Origin of the sequence: Tamlana sp. 2_MG-2023 (assembly GCF_030548465.1) — a bacterium.
In the GTDB taxonomy this organism is placed as follows: Bacteria; Bacteroidota; Bacteroidia; order Flavobacteriales; family Flavobacteriaceae; genus Pseudotamlana.
Genome location: NZ_JAUOSF010000003.1, coordinates 385688 through 404781, shown reverse-complemented (window position 1 = coordinate 404781; position 19094 = coordinate 385688). Strand labels below are relative to the sequence as shown.

The following is a 19094-nucleotide window of genomic DNA, read 5'->3' as shown; positions in this document are numbered from 1 at the left end:
TTAACTATGCCAATTGTAATCACAGAAGCGAAAATTTTTGCATGTACTCAAAGTAAAGTTTTAGGAGAAAAAATTGCCAAAGCTTTTGGAGCAGAATTAGGTAATGTTATTACGTCTACTTATAGCGATGGGGAGTTTCAACCATCTTACGAAGAGTCTATCCGTGGTACAAGAATTTTCATTATTGGATCTACAAATCCAGGAGCAGAAAACTTAATGGAAATGTTATTAATGATTGACGCTGCGAAACGCGCATCTGCAAGACATATAACAGCTGTATTACCTTATTTTGGATGGGCAAGACAAGACAGAAAAGATAAACCACGTGTGCCAATCGCAGCAAAATTAGTTGCTAAAATGTTGGAAGCAGCAGGAGCTACGCGTATTATCACTATGGATTTACACGCCGATCAAATTCAAGGTTTCTTTGAAAAACCTGTAGATCATTTATTCGCTTCAACTATATTTTTACCATACTTACAAAGCTTAAATTTAGATAACTTAACCATTGCATCTCCAGATATGGGAGGTTCAAAACGTGCTTATGCTTATTCTAAAGCCTTGAAAAGTGATGTTGTAATTTGTTATAAGCAACGTGCTAAAGCCAATATCATTTCTCACATGGAACTTATTGGTGATGTAACGGGGAAAAATGTTGTTTTAGTAGATGATATGGTTGATACTGCTGGAACACTTACAAAAGCAGCCGATTTAATGATGGAGCGTGGCGCTTTAAGTGTAAGAGCTATTTGTACGCACCCTATTTTATCGGGTAAAGCATACGAAAACATAAACAATTCAAAATTAGAAGAATTAATAGTAACCGATTCTATTCCTGTTAAGCCTTTAAGCGACAAGATTAGAGTTTTAGGATGTGCCGATTTATTTGCACAGGTTATGGAGAAAGTTCATAACAACCAATCTATTAGTTCAAATTTTGTAATGTAAACCGTTTTTCTTCCGCAAAGGATTAAGAACGCAAAAAAAAGAATTTTAATTTAATATATATAACAATGAAATCAATTACAATCGACGGATCTCAAAGAGAAAGCGTGGGCAAAAAAGCAACAAAAGCCTTACGTAATGCTGGTCAGGTTCCTTGCGTATTATACGGAGGAGATAAGCCAGTGCACTTTGCAGCACCAGAATTAGCCTTCTCTAAACTAGTATACACGCCTAATGCGCATACAGTTGTGATTAATTTAGAAAACGGTGAAACTTTTAATGCTGTATTACAAGACATTCAATTTCACCCTGTAACAGACAATATTTTACACATCGATTTCTATCAATTATTTGAAGATAAAGAAATCGCTTTAAATATTCCTGTACACTTAGTAGGTAACTCTAGAGGTGTTAAGAACGGTGGTGTTTTAAGAAGAAACAACCGTAAATTACGTATTAAAGCACTTCCTGCTAACTTACCAGATTTTATCGAAATCGATATTACACCACTTAAAATTGGTGATAAAGTATCTGTAGCAGATCTTTTAAACGAAAAATACTCTTTCTTACACACAGATAACACTGTTGTTTGTCAAGTTAGAACATCTAGAACAGCTATTGTTGATGATGAAGACGAAGAAGAAGAAGGAGCAGAAGGTGCTGAAGCAGCTGCTGAAGCAACTCAAGAATAAATTTTATTCTTCAACTTATATAAAAAGCATCCTGAAATTCAGGATGCTTTTTTATTTTTACAAAAAACCAGTGTTATGTATTCTTTTTTAACCTCACTTTTTAAAAAGAACACCATTGTAGAAGAACAAGATCCTATGAAAAAATATTTAATCGTTGGCTTAGGAAATATTGGCCCAAAATATGAAAACACACGCCACAATATTGGCTTTAAAGTGCTTGATTTCTTTGCCAATAAAGAAGACCTAACTTTTGAAACTCAAAAACTGGGAGATATAACGACCTATAAATTAAAAGGACGAACTTTTATCTTTCTTAAACCCAATACCTTTATGAATTTAAGCGGAAAAGCGATTCTATATTGGTTAACTAAAGAGAAAATTCCTTTGGAAAACTTATTAGTCATTACAGACGATTTAAACTTACCCTTCGGAAGCATTCGCGTTAAAACTAAAGGTAGCGACGGTGGCCATAATGGCTTAAAAGACACACAAGACAAACTAAACACAAACAAGTACAACCGTTTTAGATTTGGAATAAGTGATGCCTTTACCCAAGGACGACAAGTTGATTATGTTTTAGGCGAATGGACGCCTGAAGAAAGTGACAAACTTAAAGAACGCCTTGAAAAATCAATGGAACTTATTAAATCCTTCGGCTTAGCAGGCATTAACAATACCATGAACAGCTTCAACGGAAAATAAATCTTCCTTTATTTACCTAATTATAATTTTCTTAGTAAAGGTTTTTACGCCATTAGTTACGTATAAAATATACATACCCGACTGTGCTTGTCTTAAACTTAAAGTTTCCTCTAAGTTGGTAAGTCCCACTTTTGTATCTTCATAAATTAAGCGGTTATTCAAATCTAAAATACTAATATGAATATCATTATTAGAAGGATTGTACATTTTTAGGATAAAATCGCCTTCACTCGGGTTTGGAAATACTACCAAATTCTCGTCTTTATTCGGGTTGTCTGGATTATCTAAAGATGTTTCTGTAGTATCGCATATTTCAATAAACCAAGAATTTAAAGTCCCTTGATCTCCAGCATCAAAATCACCTAAACGAATGGTCCAATCTCCAGCAATATTCTCTCCATCAAATTGTGAGAGCAATTCATTTAAGGGTTGATACGCTAAACCTGAAGCAGAATCTGAACAATTATAAGTTTCAGCATCATCATCATAAAGACCGAGTATATTAACCTCATCACTACAATCTTCATGATATTTCAACTTAACTTCAGTCCCTTGGGGGCTTACAACCGCAAACTCTAAATCCCCGATATAATCGTGACTTATATTAACACCTATATTTATATCTGTAATGGTTGCCGAGGCTCCAACATTTATAGTGTGACTCTGAGTAAAAGCTTTACCATTATCCGTAATAACTAGTCCTAAATTAGAACTAGAAGTATATTGATTACAAGTCGTATCGACAGTATAATTTATAGAAAAATCGTATGTATTTATGCTGAAGAAGTAGTTATCTGTTGGCACGACCATGATTCTACAATACGGTGCTGGCGTTTCAGGAACAACCAAAGTATAAGAACCATCATTAGGAACATTTGAAGCTAAAACTTCGCTATAATTCATTCCTCCATCGGTAGATAACAAAATATCAACATGAGAGGCTCCAGATAAATTATTTGTACTATTTACACGCCAGGTAATGGTTTCAGTTGTTCCGCTAACCCATGAAATGCCTTCTTTATTTTGTGAAGTTACTTCAAATGGCCCGTAACTCGAATCGAAAGTAACATGTACATCGTCATGATTATTAGAACCACCACCTAACTTATTATCTCTAACCGTTAATCTAAAATCTGCCGTTCTACCAACATTAGGTACTTTTTCCCATTGCATGGAATTCAGGCCAAATCTTAAATCAGATAAGTTTGGAAAGTATCTGATGTTATTTTCGGTAGGTAAAAAAGAACGGAATAACACCGAGTTCGAATTTGAATCGTCAGGATTAGGATAAATTGTTGAAGCATCATTCTCATCAAACTGCTCCCAAGAATAAGTAATCACATCACCATCCGAATCGGTAGAAGTTCCTTCAAGCTTAAAAGCTGTTCCAATAGGCAAAATTAAATCATCTCCCGCATCAACAATTGGTGTAGTGTTACCAGTATCTGTTACCGTTGCGCAGGTCGTACTTTTCACAAAAGTAGTGACTTGTTCTATAGAAATAGCATGAAAATAAGGGTCACTATTTAATTGCAAATTATAAGAGCCGGTAATACCAGCATAACCCAAAATGGTTGACCCACTCCCAGGCTCCATTTGGCTATTAAAACCTTCGTTACCATCATGTGACCAGGTATGTGTTGCTCCAAATTGATGTCCCATTTCATGCGCCACATAATTGATATCGAAATTAACACCATGAGGTGTTGCACTTGTAGAAAACCCTGCTCCCTTATGTGTTTTTCCTGCATAAGACCCGCCATTATTACAAACACAACCTAAACACCCAGCATCACCTGTCCCGTTACCATTAGCGTCGTTTATGCCTCCAAAAAGGTGCCCAATATCATAATTCGCTTCTAAAACGACATTATCTAAAGTTGTTGCCAATTGCTGATTGTAGTTCGACAAAGTCGTATAAGGATCGGTACTTGCATTCAGGTAAATAACAGCATCATTGGTTGAAATTAATTCCAATGATACATTAAAGTCCTTTTCAAAAACCGCATTGATATTGGTTAAAGTAGCATTTATAGCGCCATTTACTGAGGCTAAAGTTCCACCGTTGGCTTGTGCATATTCACCAGTAACTGAAATGGCAACTCTATATTTACGGTGTTTCCCGTCGTCGGCATCTTTAATATCTACAGATTTTAAGGTTTTTCCTAAATCTGCATTTAAACTTGCACATTCAAGGAATACATTTTCAGTAACATTCGATTTTGAAGTCACTAATATTTCATCTGGCCTATCTTTTACAGGCTGATAAACTAAAGTTTTTTCACGACCTAGCACCATTGCCGAAAGCCCATTATATGGTGATAAACTAAAGCGCATGTGCACCGATGGATTGTCTAAACTCTTGGCTACAAAAGATTTAATTTCAGGATATTTTGCTTGTAAATCAGGATGTAACACCGAAGATTCGCTAACTTCAAAACGTTCTAACACACCATTTTTACTAGGAAAACTTAAAATTAAAGTTGCTGATTTTGAAGAACGCGATTGTTTTGAAACACTTGATAACGTTTCCGATAAGGCTTCGTAGTCAAATTGATAATAAACTCCTTTTCCATCTACTTTACCTTTAGTTCGCTTCTGTAAAGACTTACTATCATTAACTTTACTAAAAAAATTAGTTTGTGATAATGCTGAAAATGCAAACAAAAGCATTGCAGTTGTTAAAACATAATGTAGTTTTGTTTTCATAAACAATTTAGAGGCTATTAATAACTTCAAATATAGCAAATCTATAAGTATTAAGTTTTATTCATTAAATGCGAAAAGTTAAAAATATAGAGACGTACAAGTCTGTAGAGCCTGCGGTAGTAACAATTGGAACTTTTGATGGCGTGCATATTGGACATCAAAAAATAATAAAACGCCTAATTAACACAGGTAAAGAAGACGGCTTAAAATCTGTAATTCTTACTTTTTTTCCGCATCCTAGAATGGTTTTACAAAAAGATTCTAACATCAAATTGATAAATACTATCGAGGAACGTCATGATATTTTAGACGGTTTAGGTTTAGATTATTTGATGATTAAAAAATTCACTCAAGAATTCTCTAGAATTTCAGCTGAAGATTTTGTTAAAGACATTTTAGTTGATAAAATTAATGCCAAAAAGGTGATTATTGGCTACGATCATAGATTTGGACGAAACAGAAATGCTGATATTAACGACTTGAAAGTTTTTGGCGAAACTTATGGTTTTGAAGTTGAAGAAATATCTGCTCAAGATATAAATGATGTTTCGGTAAGTTCAACAAAAATTAGAAAAGCCTTAGAGGAAGGCGATATTTTAAAAGCCAATGCTTTTTTAGGTTATAACTTTATGATTTCGGGCGTTGTTACCAAAGGGAAAGGTTTAGGAAAACAGCTTAATTTCCCAACGGCGAACCTAAAAATTACTGAAGATTACAAAATTATACCTAAACAAGGTTCTTATATTGTACGCGCTAAAGTAAAAGAAAAAACTGTTTTTGGCATGATGAATATTGGCATGAATCCTACGGTAAACGGAAGTAATCAAACCATTGAAGTACACTTTTTTGATTTCAATGAAGACATTTACGATGAAACCATAAAGGTTGAATTTTTACATCGTTTACGTGATGAAGAAAAATTTGATTCCGTTGAAGCTCTAACCGAACAACTTCAAAAAGATAAAACGACCGCTTTAGATTACATTTCTAAACACCATGCTGAATAAATGGTTTTTTAAACATATCGACAATTCAGCTTTAGTTGTTTTCCGAATCATTTTTGGGGCCTTATGTTTTTTAGAAGCTGCTGGCGCAATTTTCACTGGTTGGATAAGACGCACGCTTGTTGAACCCGATTTTACTTTTAATTTTATTGGTTTTGAGTGGTTGCAACCGCTTCCCGGTGACGGCATGTACTATTATTACGCGGTTATGGGCTTTTTCGGGTTACTCATCATGGTAGGTTATAAATACCGACTGAGCATGATCGCCTTTACGCTCATGTGGTCTGGGACTTATTTAATGCAAAAGTCCTCTTATAACAATCACTACTATTTATTGATGCTGCTTAGTGCGCTTATGGTGATTCTTCCTGCAAACCGATACGCTTCTATTGATGCCAAAATAAACCCTGAAATTAAAAGCAATGCCATGCCTCAATGGTGTCGCATTGTGATTATTTTACAACTCTTTATTGTTTACACTTACGCTGCTAAAGCCAAATTGTATCCTGATTGGTTAAACACCAATGTCATGGAGACCTTAATGCGCGGTAAAAAGAATTATTTTCTTGTTGGTGAGCTGCTTCAGGAAAAATGGCTACAGTATGTTTTAGCTTATGGCGGTATTCTATTCGATGGTTTAATTGTTCCTTTACTACTTTATAAACCCACACGAAAATATGCTTTTGCGGCTTCCATTGTGTTTCATTTGTTCAATTCATTTATTTTTCAAATCGGAATCTTTCCGTATTTATCGCTAGCCTTTACCTTGTTCTTTTTTCCTTCTGAAGTCATTCAGAAACTATTCCTCAAAAAGAAAAAACATTATGATGCTGGTGAAATCATCATTCCGAAGACCAGAAAGCTTTTTGTCACTGTATTTTTCGTCTATTTCATCATACAGATTGCCTTACCGCTACGTCATCATTTTATTCCTGGCGACGTGCTGTGGACCGAAGAAGGCCATCGTTTATCATGGCGTATGATGCTGAGATCGAAAACTGCAAGAACAACCTATTGGATTGAAAACAAAGCCAATGGCAAGCGCTTTAAAGTGAAACTAAACCAGTATTTAACAAAGAAACAAATTCGATCGGCAAGTGCCAAGCCCGATGTTATTTGGCAATTTTCACAACGCCTTAAAGAACGTTATAAAGCCAACCATATGGACATCGCCGTTTACGTAAACTGCAAAGTCAGTGTTAACGGCAGACCATATCAAACCCTTATTAACCCTGATATTGACATCGCGAATGTGCCTTGGGATGTTTTTAAACATAGTACGTGGTTGCTTCCCACTAAGTAATATTTTAATAGCTTTTGTAAAAAAACGGCTACCCTAAAAAGAACAGCCGCTGCAAACACGTAAAAACGTATTTAATAATTGATTTCTTAAACCTTATTATTGCTTAATAACTTTATTTATTGCAGTACCTTCTTTAGCAACTACTTTAAAGATATACACACCTGAAGGGTATTTTGCAAGATCAATACTGTTAACAGCACTATTTAATGCTTCATTATTTAAAACTTTACCCGTAATATCCAATACTTGTAATTTTGCACCGGTTAGATTACCAATATTAATTGTAACATTGCTGGTTGCTGGATTTGGGTACATTTTTAATTTAGCTGCAACATCAAAATTAGAAGCACTTAATGTCACGCAAGTAACACCTGTTGTAATTGGTGAACCTGCAAAAAAGTTAGAGGTAGCTCCATTTAAAGCAAAACCACTACTAAAAGTACCGTGATTTGAACCTGCATTATCCGTTAGCGTAGCCACATTAGTATTACTTATTCCATGATAACCTTGATTAAATTTGTAATGAGCCGTCAAACCTGTTTCATCACCCTTCATTTCACAATCTAAATACGCTTTAATTTCAGCTTCAGTAAGCGATTTATTCCAAATACGAACTTCATCAATATCTCCGTTAAAAGTAGCAGATGAACCATAAGCACCTAACTGTATGCTACCCCCAACAGTTGCCGATACACTATTATTTTCATCAACTAAATTACCATTTAGAAATAATTTCATAGTTGTACTTGGCGCATCGTAAGTTACAGTCACTTGACTCCAAGTGTTAACTAACGATGAAGCATCAGTTTGTACGTTTTCAAAACTCCCCGTATTACCAGCTCTTAAACTACCATCCCAAATCCAAAACACTTCATTTCCATTTGACAAAATATTGTGTCCGCCATTTGAAGAAATATCATGTGGTCTAATCATTGCTTGCTTCGTATATGAAGTTCCTGCGGCAATTAAATTTGGTAAATTCACATAATCGTCTGTTCCATCAAAATTTAAATGCGTTGCTGGTGGCATTACGTATACCTCAATTTCGGTTCTTTCACTTTCGCAACCATCAGCATTTACAGTAGTTACATAATAAGAAGTAGCACCAATAGTCGTTGTGCTTGGTGTTGGCGCTGTTGTCGAGCTGGTACCACCAGTAGCAGTAGTATACCACAACACCCCTGAACCATTTGCACTTGGCGTTGCCGTTAGCGCTGTGGCAGCCACGTTTTGCCCGTAACTTATTGGTGAATCAGCACTTGGAGGCGATAAAAGTGAAGTTACCGGTGAGCCAGTTAACCAGTTTGAAGATGTTCCTGTTAAAGCGAAATTTGATAATGGGCTATCATGTCCATTACCTGTTATATCAGTTAAAGTCGCGACACTTGTATTATTACCTGCACCAATACCGTTGTTAAACTGATAATAAGCCAATAAACCAGTTAAATCACATGCCAATTCGTTGTCTTTTGCATTATTAATTTCTGCTTCAGTTCTAATTACATCCCAAACACGTAGTTCGTCAATAGAACCCGTAAAATATGGAGACCAATAACTTCCAATGGCTAAAGCTTCAATCGCAATTGAATGATCTCCAAGTGCACCAGAATTATCTAAAACACCATCAATATATAAGCTGCATAAGCCATTATTAGTCGCTGGAGCACTCATTGTTACGGCAACATGATGCCAATTGTTATCAGTAATAACTTGATTAGACGTAACAGCCAAACCTGGATAACCATGCCTGTGTGCACTATATTGCAACTTTCCATTACTTAATGCTAACGAACTATTATTATATCCAGAAGCATTATAAACGATAGTTCCATCGGTGTCTGTTTTTATCCAGGCTTCAATGGTGTAATTTGCTGAAGCATTGAAGCTATTAGTTAGTCTGATGATATCATCTACGCCATCAAAATCTAAATGGGTAGCCGTCGGAGGTGTTACATAAGTTTTAAACCACATATCCCATTCCGTGGTATTATACGTACTATTTCCTAAATACAAGTTTCCATTAGGATAAGAATCAGTTAATGACACTCCAATTGACATATATTCTTTAGGAAAATTTATCGGTAGAATATAAGCTGTGTAAGTATTTCCAGGTATCATTTCTATATTGGCTGAAATTGATATTTCAAACTCACCTAGAGGTGTTGAAGTTGTTGTACTGAAAAGCTCTGTTCCTAAAAGTGTACCTGTATCACCTGCACCACTATAAACGGCTAATTGATAGTTATAATTACCACTATTATCGGTAATATAAATACTAAATTTAGTCAACTTCCCTTCAATACCTGCAATAAATAATTGCCCCGGAGGGTTAGTGTTATTAATAGTTAAAGTAGGCTCAATTTCAGCTGTTGCTGACTGATCTAATATTTGAGAAAAAGACATTAAGCTCAAAAAAAGAGCTATTAATAATAGGTAGTTTTTTTTCATAAGATTTGGTGGTTTAATTATTTTTCAATGTTTTATTAGCGCGCAAATTTATTGCATGAGATATTTTTTGAATAGTCCATTCAGACAAACCGATAGCCCATTCGGACATATTTGATGCAATTTCGTTGAGTTGACAGCTTTTCTTTACACCTTACTAAGTTTCTTCATTTTGTGTACAAATAGTTTTGAAAAATAATAGGGGTGCGAAGCTTCCTGAAGTTAACTTTTTAATGAAAAGAATAGTTTAAGCTATAAATCACGCTTAATCCTCCAAAGTATCTGAGCGTAATTCAGAAGGTAATTTTCCGTGTTTTTTCTTAAAAATCGCAGTGAATTTACTCGGACTATCATAACCAACCTCCTTAGCAATTTGCTTGATTTGCATTGAGGTATTAAGCGTAAGATGCATGGCTAATTCCATTTTTTTATCAATGTTGTATTGTAGTATTGATGTTCCGTAAACCGATTTAAAATCTGTTTTTAGTTTAGATGACGATATATTTAATGTTTTAGCAAGCGCATCAATACCCATAAAAGGTTTCGATAACTTTTTAGAAATTAGAAGTTCGCATTTTGCAATCTTATTATAATCTACAGAGCTTTTCTCTTGATAATTATCAGTTCTCGAATCGTTAAAAACATTTTTAAAAAATGTAGTGAGTATGCTTAATGATTGCGCTTTTAATATAGTTGCACTAAAAGGATCTTTATTAAATGTTTTGAAAGTATCTAGTATCTCATGTGACAATGTTTCGGCATTGGGTACAATATCTTGATAGGAAATAAACCCTTTGCTTGAATCTAAAAACTTTTTAAACGGAATTTTCGAATCTAACTCGTCTAGCGGCACATGCTTTTCAATCCAACTCGGGCTAATATAATAGATATAAAATTGGCACTTCGACTCTTTGTAAAAACAAGCACCCACATCGGTACCTGGTTTTTTGAAGCTCCAAAATTTACTTTGAAAAGGCACTTTATCAATAAATACGTTTTGAAGTTTCACTTCGCTATCAAATACTGTAAAAGTAACAGAGTAATGATCACTAGGTATTCCTTTAGCGTAACTAGATTTGATTACGGTATCGTACTTAAACTTTAAATTAGTGATACTAAGCCACAGCCCCTCATCAATTTTCCGGTAATGCATTTCCCCATTTATAAATGGGTTATTCCTGTACACAACCTGTTCTTCAGGAACATGCTTACTCCCCGGACTTTTTATGGTAGATTCTATGAATAATTCGGGCGTGTTTGCTAAATACGGAAACTCAAAAAAACCATCTTTATAGAACCTAAAATTAGGTTTAATAAATTGATACCATTTTGATAAATTCATATTTTATACAAATTGTATTATTTTGTTTTTAATCTAAAAACACCAGTTTATTCATGGCTCATCACGAAATACAAAAAGAACACTAAGGCATAATTCTTACAAAAACCACGAATGCAATAGCTCTTTTTAAGAAAAATTTTAAACAAAATTATTACAGAATGTGCTTCAATAAATCTAGAGATTTGTCTTGGTTTAAACTTTTCTCTATAGAATATTTTTTGGTTCGTTGTTGTTTAGGTTATGTAGCAAATATAAATGTTTAATCCAATAAAAAACATTGACAAAAGGTTAAATAAACTTAACAAGGTTTAAACTAATTTTTGTCATGTACTAAAATTCATTTTACTAAATTTGCCCTTAAATTTTATCACGACATGTTACAAGTTGCATTTATTAGAGAGAACAAAGAATTGGTAGTTGAACGCTTAACCAAAAGAAACCTTAATGCTGTTCAATTAGTAGAAGATGTAGTTACTTTTGATGAAGACAGAAGGCGTCTTCAAGCAGAATTAGATAACACTTTGGCCGAATCCAATACCCTTTCTAAAGAAATAGGTAACTTATTTAAATCGGGACAAGTTGAAAAAGCGAACGAATTAAAGGCGAAAACGACATTATTAAAAGAAACTTCAAAAGATCTTTCTGAGTTGTTAAACGCTAAAGCAGAAGCTTTAAATGAATTGCTTTACAAAATCCCTAACGTACCTAATGAAATTGTACCTAGCGGAGTTTCTGAAGACGACAATGAAGAAATTTTTAAAGCAGGAGAGGTTCCAACGCTACACGAAGGTGCCTTACCTCACTGGGAATTAGCAAAAAAATACGACATCATAGATTTTGAGCTAGGAAACAAAATTGCTGGTGCTGGTTTCCCTGTTTACAAAGGAAAAGGCGCACGATTACAACGTGCCTTAATCGCATATTTTTTAGACAAGAATACGGCTGCTGGATACACAGAATATCAATTACCACATGTGGTTAACGAAGCTTCAGGTTTTGGAACAGGACAATTGCCAGATAAAGAAGGGCAAATGTACCACATCACTGAAGATAATTTATATTTAATTCCAACAGCTGAAGTTCCAGGAACCAACATTTTTAGAGATGTGGTTTTAAATGAAAGTGAACTACCTGTAACGATAACAGGTTACACACCATGTTTCCGTCGTGAAGCAGGAAGTTATGGCGCACACGTTAGAGGATTAAATAGATTACACCAATTTGATAAAGTTGAAATTATTAGAGTAGAACACCCTAGTAAATCTTACGAAGCTTTAGATGGTATGGTGAGTCATGTTAAAGGCATTTTAGAAGAACTTAAATTACCTTATAGAATTTTACGTTTGTGTGGTGGTGATTTAGGCTTTACTTCAGCATTAACTTACGATTTTGAGTTGTTTTCAACAGCGCAAGATCGCTGGTTGGAAATTTCTTCGGTATCAAACTTTGAAACATTTCAAGCAAACCGTTTAAAACTACGTTTTAAAAATAACGATGGTAAAAATGAATTGGCCCATACTTTAAATGGTAGTTCTTTAGCTTTACCAAGAGTACTTGCAGGAATTTTAGAAAATTATCAAACAGCAGAAGGTATTGTTGTTCCAGAAATCCTACAACCCTATACTGGTTTTAAAATTATCAACTAAAGCAACCACATAATTAGCAGGTAAAAAACTACACTTACACTAAGTGTTTTAATATAAAATCGACAAACCACATATTTTTCTCGTCATTCAACGATAAATATGTGGTTTTTTTGTGTTTTACAATTTTATTCTTCAAGTTAGCAAGTATAATCCCCCAAAACTATCTACCATGAAAAACCTAATACGTCTTGGGCTATTAATTGCTCTCATTTTTTTTGCTAGTCAAGTATTATCTCCAGATTTTGAATTTTTTGAAACTGATAACAGTACAAGTATCAGTACATCTGTAGATAAATAATAAAAATCATTGATAGTCGTTTAAAATACAAATCATATATTAATAAAAATTTTCTTGTAAAGACAGGAAACTAACGATAGTCCCCAATCGAGTGTTTAATTTAATAGTAGCAATACAAATTATTTTGATTGGTCTATGCCCGAATTTTATTCGGGCATTTTTTTGATATATTGGGAATTTATAGGGTGTAAAAATGCTAAAACATCATTTTGATTTAATAATCTGCTTTCAATATCTAGATATTTCCATATATTTGCCCCACACAACCACTATTACCCAATAACAATGAACAAACTAAAAGAAATTTTAGCAGACAAAGACAAACAATTTAACTACGTATTCTTTACAGGGGTTACCTTAGGAACCCTAATGATGATGTACATCGTTGTCATGCAATAGTTAAATTAATCGATCTATCACAGCTATAATATAAAGTTTTATTATAGCTTTAACACCATAGTGGTTTTAAAAGTTAAACGCTTTTAAAACCACTTTTTTTTTACAACCGTGTAAGCAAAACTTCAGAAAGTACCAAAGCCCATAAAATTCAAGTACTACATTTAGTATCTTTGCCCTCATGAAGCGTTTCCTGATACTTTTCTTAATAGTAGGCCACTCCTTATGGGCGCAAGAAGACATTCTAGCCAAGGAATACTATAAAAATGGAGACTACGAAAAAGCTTTAATTGCCTACCAAAAGCTTTATGATAGCTCGCCTTCCAACGTCAATTACATCAATCAAATTGTTAGCTCACAGCAGCAACTGGAACAATATACAGAAGCCAACGCCTTTCTAGAATCTATCATGAAACGCGTGCAATATCCTGCATTTTATGTAGAAATGGGGTATAACTATCAACTAAGCAAAGATCAAAAATCAGCAGAGGCCTATTATAAAAAAGCCCTTGATGCTCTAGATGAACGCCCAACTCATGTCTTTGCAATCGCACGAGGATTTCAAAACCACTCGCTTTTAAATGAAGCTGCGACAGCTTACGAAAAAGCCATGGTTATTAATCCGAATTTCAATTTCAGTGTGCAACTCGCTCAAATTTATGGAGAGCAAGGGCAGATTGAAAAAATGTTTACCAGCTATATTGAATATGCCGAATCTAACCCTTCCGTTTTAAGCGATGTTAAACGTGCAATTAACGACTTTATAAGTGAAGATAGTGAGAATGAAAACAATATTTTATTCAAAAAAATATTGCTTAAAAAAATGCAGCAAGATCCAAAATCACTTTGGAACTCACTTTTAAGTTGGTTATTTATTCAACAAAAAGAATACAAAAAAGCATTTATTCAAGAAAAGGCCATTTACAACAGACAACAACTAACCTTACACCCTATTTTTGAATTGGCTGAAATCGCGGGTAGCGAAAACGAAACCGCACTAGCTAAAGATATTTATAACTATCTTATTGAAACAACCAAAAGTGATAACACCAAACTTGAAGCACATTTCAATATTCTTGAAATAGACATTAAAACAAGCAATAAAAATGATTACCCTCGTATAAAAGAATCATTCCAGACGCTCATATCAGAATACCCAAATAAAGACAAATCGCTTGATTTACAAATTGCTTATGCCAATTTTCTAGCCTTTTATTTAAATGAAACAGATGAAGCCATCAGCTTCTTAGAAGACACCCTTGAGGCGCCTTTAAACAAACTTGAGCAGGCCCAGGTTAAACTTAAACTGGGTGATATTTTGGTGATTCAGGAAAAATTCAACAAAGCTTTAATTTACTATACCCAAATACAAAGGAACTTAAAAAACAGTACTATTTCTCAAGAAGCACGTTTTAAAGTTGCAAAAGCAAGCTATTATAAAGGGGATTTCAAATGGGCAGAATCACAGCTTAAAATTTTAAAATCATCAACCTCGCAATTGATTGCCAATGACGCCTTAGATTTAAAATTACTGATAACCGATAACAAATATGAAGACTCGCTTCAAACTGCTTTAAAAATTTATGCTAAAGCCGATTTGCTAGCCTTTCAAAACAGAAATGATGAAGCGATTATTTTATTAGATAAAATTTTAGAGGAACATAAAACGGAACCTATAATCGCTCAAACCTTATACAAGCAAGCTCAATTGTATGAAATAGGAACTCAATTTGACAAAGCCAGAAATAATTACGAAGCTATTATCGCCAATTATCGCGATGGAATTTTAATTGACGACGCCTATTTTAACCTCGCAAAAATTTACGAATACCACTTAAATGACCCCAAAAAAGCGAAAGATTTATATGAGAAAATCATTTTTAATCACGCCGACAGTATTTACTTCGTAGAATCTAGAAAGCACTTTAGGGCCTTGCGTGGCGATGCCATAAATTAAACATTAAGACTTCCCTTTAATCAGTAATAATTCAACAACAAAACATGTATATATATAACGAAACGATGAATGTCGATGATTCTGTTCATGACGAATGGCTTGTCTGGATCCATGCACACATTCCAAAAGTTTTAAGCACCGGAAAATTTGAAAAAGCAACCTTAACAAAAGTGATGGTGGAAGAAGAAATGGGCGGACAAACCTATTCGGTACAATACAGATCGTATTCCCGAGAAGCTTTAGATGCTTTTTACAAAGAAGATGCGGAGAAACTTCAACTTGAAGGCCTGAAAAATTTTGCAGATAAAATGCTAACTTTTAAAACAGAGTTGCAAATTGTAAATGAATTCACGGTGAACTTTAAATAGTGTAGCTTTGCAATCAGTCGTAAAGGCTTTTTATTAATTATAAACCCGAATTCGTGGCAAATAATCAAAACCATCATCAAGTAAAGGCAAAAAAGCATTTAGGTCAGCATTTCTTAAATGACGAATCTGTAGCCGAAAAAATTGCCGATACCCTAGCTTTAAAAAACTATAAAAATGTTTTAGAGATAGGACCAGGAATGGGCGTTCTTACTAAATATCTATTAAAAAAGGACGTGACCACCTATGTGGTTGAAATTGACACCGAATCGGTTGAATATTTACAAGCCAATTACCTCAATTTGGCCCCTCGAATTATTGAAAAAGACTTTTTAAAATATGATTTAAATGAAGTCTTTAAAGGGGAATCTTTCGGTATTATAGGTAATTTTCCGTATAATATTTCAACGCAAATTGTTTTTAAAACCTTGGAAATGCGTGATCAAATTCCTGAATTTTCGGGCATGTTTCAAAAAGAAGTAGCCCAACGTATTTGCTCTAAAGAAGGCAGCAAAGTTTACGGCATACTTTCGGTATTAACACAAGCTTTTTACGAGGCCGAATATTTATTTACAGTACCGCCAAATGTATTTAATCCGCCTCCAAAAGTGGATTCTGGAGTTTTAAGACTCACAAGAAAGGAAGACTACAGTTTACCATGTGATGAAAAACTATTTTTTAGAACCGTAAAAACCGCATTTCAGCAGCGCAGAAAAACACTTCGTAACAGTTTAAAAACATTCGATTTGTCCGATAATTTAAAAGCAAACCCTATATTTGGCAAACGCCCAGAACAATTAAATGTTCAAGCTTTTATCGAGCTTACGCAACTTATTGAACAGGACGTGTAAACCGTTAAAAAATCTTTCCCTTTGGCAGAAGAAAAAGAAAACATACAATTTCAGCTAACCGACGAACTTATTGAACAGGTAGAAACTCTTGTTGAACAACAGAACAACAAAGAGTTACAAACCGTTTTAAATGAGTTTCACTATGCTGATATTGCCGAAATTCTAGATGAATTAAATCTAGAAGACGCCATGTATGTGATTAAACTTCTGGATTCTGAGACGACATCGGATATCCTAATGGAGTTGGATGAAACCAATCGTGAGAAGGTTTTAAAAAATCTTTCAGCTAAAGAAATTGCCGAAGAAGTTGAAGAACTAGATACCGATGATGCTGCCGATATCATTGCAGAACTACCTTTAGATCGTCAGCAAGAGGTTATTTCCAATATTGAAGATATTGAACATCAAGCCGAAATCCGCGAACTTTTAGCATACGATGAAGATACCGCTGGTGGTTTAATGGCGAAAGAACTCGTTAAAGTTTATGATACCTGGACGGTTGCTGGATGTTTACGACGTATTCGCGGTCAAGCCGAAGAAGTTACCCGAGTACATTCGGTTTATGTAGTTGACAAACAAGATAAATTAGTAGGTAGATTATCACTAAAAGATCTGATTGTTGCTAAAAATGACCAGAAAATTGCAGACATTTATATTTCTAGTGTCGATTTTGTAAACGTACATGAAGACGCTGAAGATGTTGTAAAAATCATGCAAAAATATGATTTGGAAGCTATTCCTGTAGTTGATGATAATTTCACTTTACTTGGGCGTATTACTATTGATGACATTGTAGACGTCATGAAAGAAGAGGCCGAAGAAGATTATCTTTTAGCTGCTGGTATTACAAGTGATGTGGAACATGATGATAGCATCTGGGAGCTTACCAAAGCCCGTTTACCCTGGCTTTTAATTGGTATGTTTGGTGGTATTGGTGCTGCAAGTATTATAAGTGGTTTTAGTGATGCCATGCTCAAATTCCCGGTACTAGCTTTGTTTATTCCATTAATACAAGCCACAGCAGGAAATGTAGGTGTACAATCGTCTGCAATCGTCGTTCAAGGACTCGCAAACAACAGTATTGATGGTAAAATTTTTAGCCGACTGCTTAAAGAGTTTGCCTTAGGTTTAGTTAATGGATTGGCCATTGCTGCCATTGTGTTACTTATTAGTCATTTCATTTTTCACACCACCTATTTAGAATCTTTAACCATTTGTGTAGCCTTAATTACAGTAATTATTATGGCCGCTTTAATAGGAACATTCATTCCAATTTTCTTAGATAAACGAGGTATCGATGCCGCGGTGGCCACAGGGCCGTTTATTACCACAAGTAATGATATTTTTGGTATTTTTATCTACTTTTTAATTGCGAAGATGATTTTAGGGTTTTAACTTTTATAGCCCCACTTTTCAATAAAACTAGCGTATCCATGGCTATTTATTTTATAAATATTAAATAGCTTCTAAAAGTATTCGCTTTAGTCTCAATTAACTGTTTCCTAAACCTCAGCTTTTAGTTACCTTTGCGTAACTTAATACTTCAGCATATGATATATTCTATGACAGGTTACGGAAAATCTGTATTGCAATTGCCTACAAAAAAAGTAACCATCGAACTTAAATCTTTAAACAGTAAAAATTTAGATTTAAATGCAAGAATGCCCTCTATTTACCGTGAAAAAGAACTGACGATTAGAAAAGTCCTAGCTGATAAATTAACACGCGGAAAAGTAGATTTTTCCATTTACGTTGAAGCTACTGCTGAAGATACATCCACTCAAATTAACACACCAGTGGTTAAGCAATATATCGAGCAACTAAGAAATGTTGTAGATGGAGATGATGTTGAATTACTAAAAATGGCCGTGCGCTTTCCAGACGCTTTAAACACGGTTAGAGAAGAAATTGACAATGATGAATGGCAAAACATAGAAGAAGGTATTCACGCAGCCGTAAGCGATTTAAATAACTACCGCTTAAACGAAGGTGAAGTTTTAGAAAAAGACTTTAACGCCCGTATTAAAAGTATAGAAACCATTCTGGAACAAGTAATTGCTATGGATCCTGAACGCGTTGAAGGTGTTCGTGAACGCCTATTAAAGGGTGTTGAAGAGTTAAGAGAAAAATATGATGAAAACCGTTTCGAACAAGAATTGGTGTATTACATAGAAAAATTCGACATTACTGAAGAAAAAGTACGTTTAAAAAACCACTTAAACTATTTTACTGAAACGATAAACTCTGAAGATTCTAACGGAAAAAAACTAGGTTTTATCAGTCAAGAAATGGGTAGAGAGATAAACACCATTGGTTCTAAAAGTAATTATGCACCAATGCAACAATTAGTCGTTCAAATGAAAGACGAATTAGAAAAAATTAAAGAACAATTATTAAACGTCTTATAAAAAGACGCACAATAAAGCGATTTAAAACATT

The 19094-nt window shown here is 34.4% G+C and carries 14 protein-coding genes; 11 read left to right on the top strand and 3 right to left on the bottom strand.

Features of this window, described 5'->3' with window-relative positions; translation table 11 throughout:
- The first annotated feature begins 6 nt into the window (after positions 1-6).
- From Q4566_RS07120 to pth, 3 genes are all read left to right on the top strand, one after another.
- Positions 7-948: a ribose-phosphate pyrophosphokinase gene (locus Q4566_RS07120; RefSeq protein WP_303419948.1), complete on the top strand. Its 942-nt coding sequence runs from the start codon at positions 7-9 to the stop codon at positions 946-948.
- Positions 949-1013: 65 nt separating this feature from the next.
- Positions 1014-1637, top strand: a complete 624-nt coding sequence (locus Q4566_RS07115) for a 50S ribosomal protein L25/general stress protein Ctc (RefSeq protein ID WP_303419947.1) — start codon at positions 1014-1016, stop codon at positions 1635-1637.
- Positions 1638-1712: 75 nt separating this feature from the next.
- Positions 1713-2339 carry an aminoacyl-tRNA hydrolase gene (gene pth, locus Q4566_RS07110; RefSeq protein WP_303419946.1) on the top strand — a complete coding sequence of 209 codons (627 nt, stop codon included), beginning with the start codon at positions 1713-1715 and terminating at the stop codon, positions 2337-2339.
- A gap of 12 nt (positions 2340-2351) precedes the next feature.
- Here the strand turns inward: pth and Q4566_RS07105 are convergent, their stop codons facing one another.
- Positions 2352-5048 (bottom strand): reprolysin-like metallopeptidase, encoded by a 2697-nt coding sequence (locus Q4566_RS07105; RefSeq protein WP_303419945.1) that lies wholly within the window; start codon positions 5046-5048, stop codon positions 2352-2354.
- 68 nt (positions 5049-5116) lie between these two features.
- On the opposite strand from Q4566_RS07105, the gene Q4566_RS07100 reads away from it, so the two are divergent.
- Together Q4566_RS07100 and Q4566_RS07095 are read left to right on the top strand one after the other, a co-directional pair.
- Complete coding sequence (locus tag Q4566_RS07100; protein ID WP_303419944.1) at positions 5117-6055, top strand: bifunctional riboflavin kinase/FAD synthetase; 939 nt, start codon at positions 5117-5119, stop codon at positions 6053-6055.
- The gene (locus Q4566_RS07095) at positions 6045-7355 is read left to right on the top strand and encodes an HTTM domain-containing protein (RefSeq protein ID WP_303419943.1); all 1311 of its coding nucleotides are present in this window, start codon (positions 6045-6047) and stop codon (positions 7353-7355) included. Before Q4566_RS07100 ends, Q4566_RS07095 begins: the two co-directional genes overlap by 11 nt.
- Before the next feature lie 96 nt (positions 7356-7451).
- Here Q4566_RS07095 and Q4566_RS07090 read toward each other — a convergent pair whose 3' ends face one another.
- Both Q4566_RS07090 and Q4566_RS07085 read right to left on the bottom strand, forming a co-directional pair.
- Complete coding sequence (locus tag Q4566_RS07090) at positions 7452-9803, bottom strand: LamG-like jellyroll fold domain-containing protein (protein WP_303419942.1); 2352 nt, start codon at positions 9801-9803, stop codon at positions 7452-7454.
- 262 nt (positions 9804-10065) lie between these two features.
- Positions 10066-11142, bottom strand: coding sequence for an AraC family transcriptional regulator (locus tag Q4566_RS07085; protein WP_303419941.1), 1077 nt, complete (start codon positions 11140-11142; stop codon positions 10066-10068).
- A gap of 374 nt (positions 11143-11516) precedes the next feature.
- On the opposite strand from Q4566_RS07085, the gene serS reads away from it, so the two are divergent.
- From serS to Q4566_RS07055, 6 genes are all read left to right on the top strand, one after another.
- The gene (serS, locus tag Q4566_RS07080) at positions 11517-12788 is read left to right on the top strand and encodes a serine--tRNA ligase (protein WP_303419940.1); all 1272 of its coding nucleotides are present in this window, start codon (positions 11517-11519) and stop codon (positions 12786-12788) included.
- Positions 12789-13663: 875 nt separating this feature from the next.
- Positions 13664-15439: a tetratricopeptide repeat protein gene (locus tag Q4566_RS07075; protein WP_303419939.1), complete on the top strand. Its 1776-nt coding sequence runs from the start codon at positions 13664-13666 to the stop codon at positions 15437-15439.
- Between the two features lie 44 nt (positions 15440-15483).
- Positions 15484-15807, top strand: a complete 324-nt coding sequence (locus tag Q4566_RS07070; protein WP_303419938.1) for a DUF4286 family protein — start codon at positions 15484-15486, stop codon at positions 15805-15807.
- Positions 15808-15860: 53 nt separating this feature from the next.
- The gene (rsmA, locus tag Q4566_RS07065) at positions 15861-16655 is read left to right on the top strand and encodes a 16S rRNA (adenine(1518)-N(6)/adenine(1519)-N(6))-dimethyltransferase RsmA (protein ID WP_303419937.1); all 795 of its coding nucleotides are present in this window, start codon (positions 15861-15863) and stop codon (positions 16653-16655) included.
- Positions 16656-16676: 21 nt separating this feature from the next.
- Positions 16677-18050, top strand: a complete 1374-nt coding sequence (gene mgtE / locus Q4566_RS07060; RefSeq protein WP_303419936.1) for a magnesium transporter — start codon at positions 16677-16679, stop codon at positions 18048-18050.
- A gap of 155 nt (positions 18051-18205) precedes the next feature.
- Positions 18206-19063 carry a YicC/YloC family endoribonuclease gene (locus Q4566_RS07055; protein WP_303419935.1) on the top strand — a complete coding sequence of 286 codons (858 nt, stop codon included), beginning with the start codon at positions 18206-18208 and terminating at the stop codon, positions 19061-19063.
- Positions 19064-19094: the final 31 nt, after the last annotated feature.

Coding starts and splice junctions, on each gene's coding strand:
- Q4566_RS07115 (WP_303419947.1), top strand. CDS start 1,014: ATGAAATCAATTACAATCGACGGATCTCAAAGAGAAAGCGTGGGCAAA.
- Q4566_RS07070 (WP_303419938.1), top strand. CDS start 15,484: ATGTATATATATAACGAAACGATGAATGTCGATGATTCTGTTCATGAC.
- Q4566_RS07100 (WP_303419944.1), top strand. CDS start 5,117: ATGCGAAAAGTTAAAAATATAGAGACGTACAAGTCTGTAGAGCCTGCG.
- Q4566_RS07085 (WP_303419941.1), bottom strand. CDS start 11,142: ATGAATTTATCAAAATGGTATCAATTTATTAAACCTAATTTTAGGTTC.
- serS (WP_303419940.1), top strand. CDS start 11,517: ATGTTACAAGTTGCATTTATTAGAGAGAACAAAGAATTGGTAGTTGAA.
- Q4566_RS07075 (WP_303419939.1), top strand. CDS start 13,664: ATGAAGCGTTTCCTGATACTTTTCTTAATAGTAGGCCACTCCTTATGG.
- Q4566_RS07095 (WP_303419943.1), top strand. CDS start 6,045: ATGCTGAATAAATGGTTTTTTAAACATATCGACAATTCAGCTTTAGTT.
- Q4566_RS07120 (WP_303419948.1), top strand. CDS start 7: ATGCCAATTGTAATCACAGAAGCGAAAATTTTTGCATGTACTCAAAGT.
- Q4566_RS07090 (WP_303419942.1), bottom strand. CDS start 9,803: ATGAAAAAAAACTACCTATTATTAATAGCTCTTTTTTTGAGCTTAATG.
- pth (WP_303419946.1), top strand. CDS start 1,713: ATGTATTCTTTTTTAACCTCACTTTTTAAAAAGAACACCATTGTAGAA.
- Q4566_RS07105 (WP_303419945.1), bottom strand. CDS start 5,048: ATGAAAACAAAACTACATTATGTTTTAACAACTGCAATGCTTTTGTTT.
- Q4566_RS07055 (WP_303419935.1), top strand. CDS start 18,206: ATGATATATTCTATGACAGGTTACGGAAAATCTGTATTGCAATTGCCT.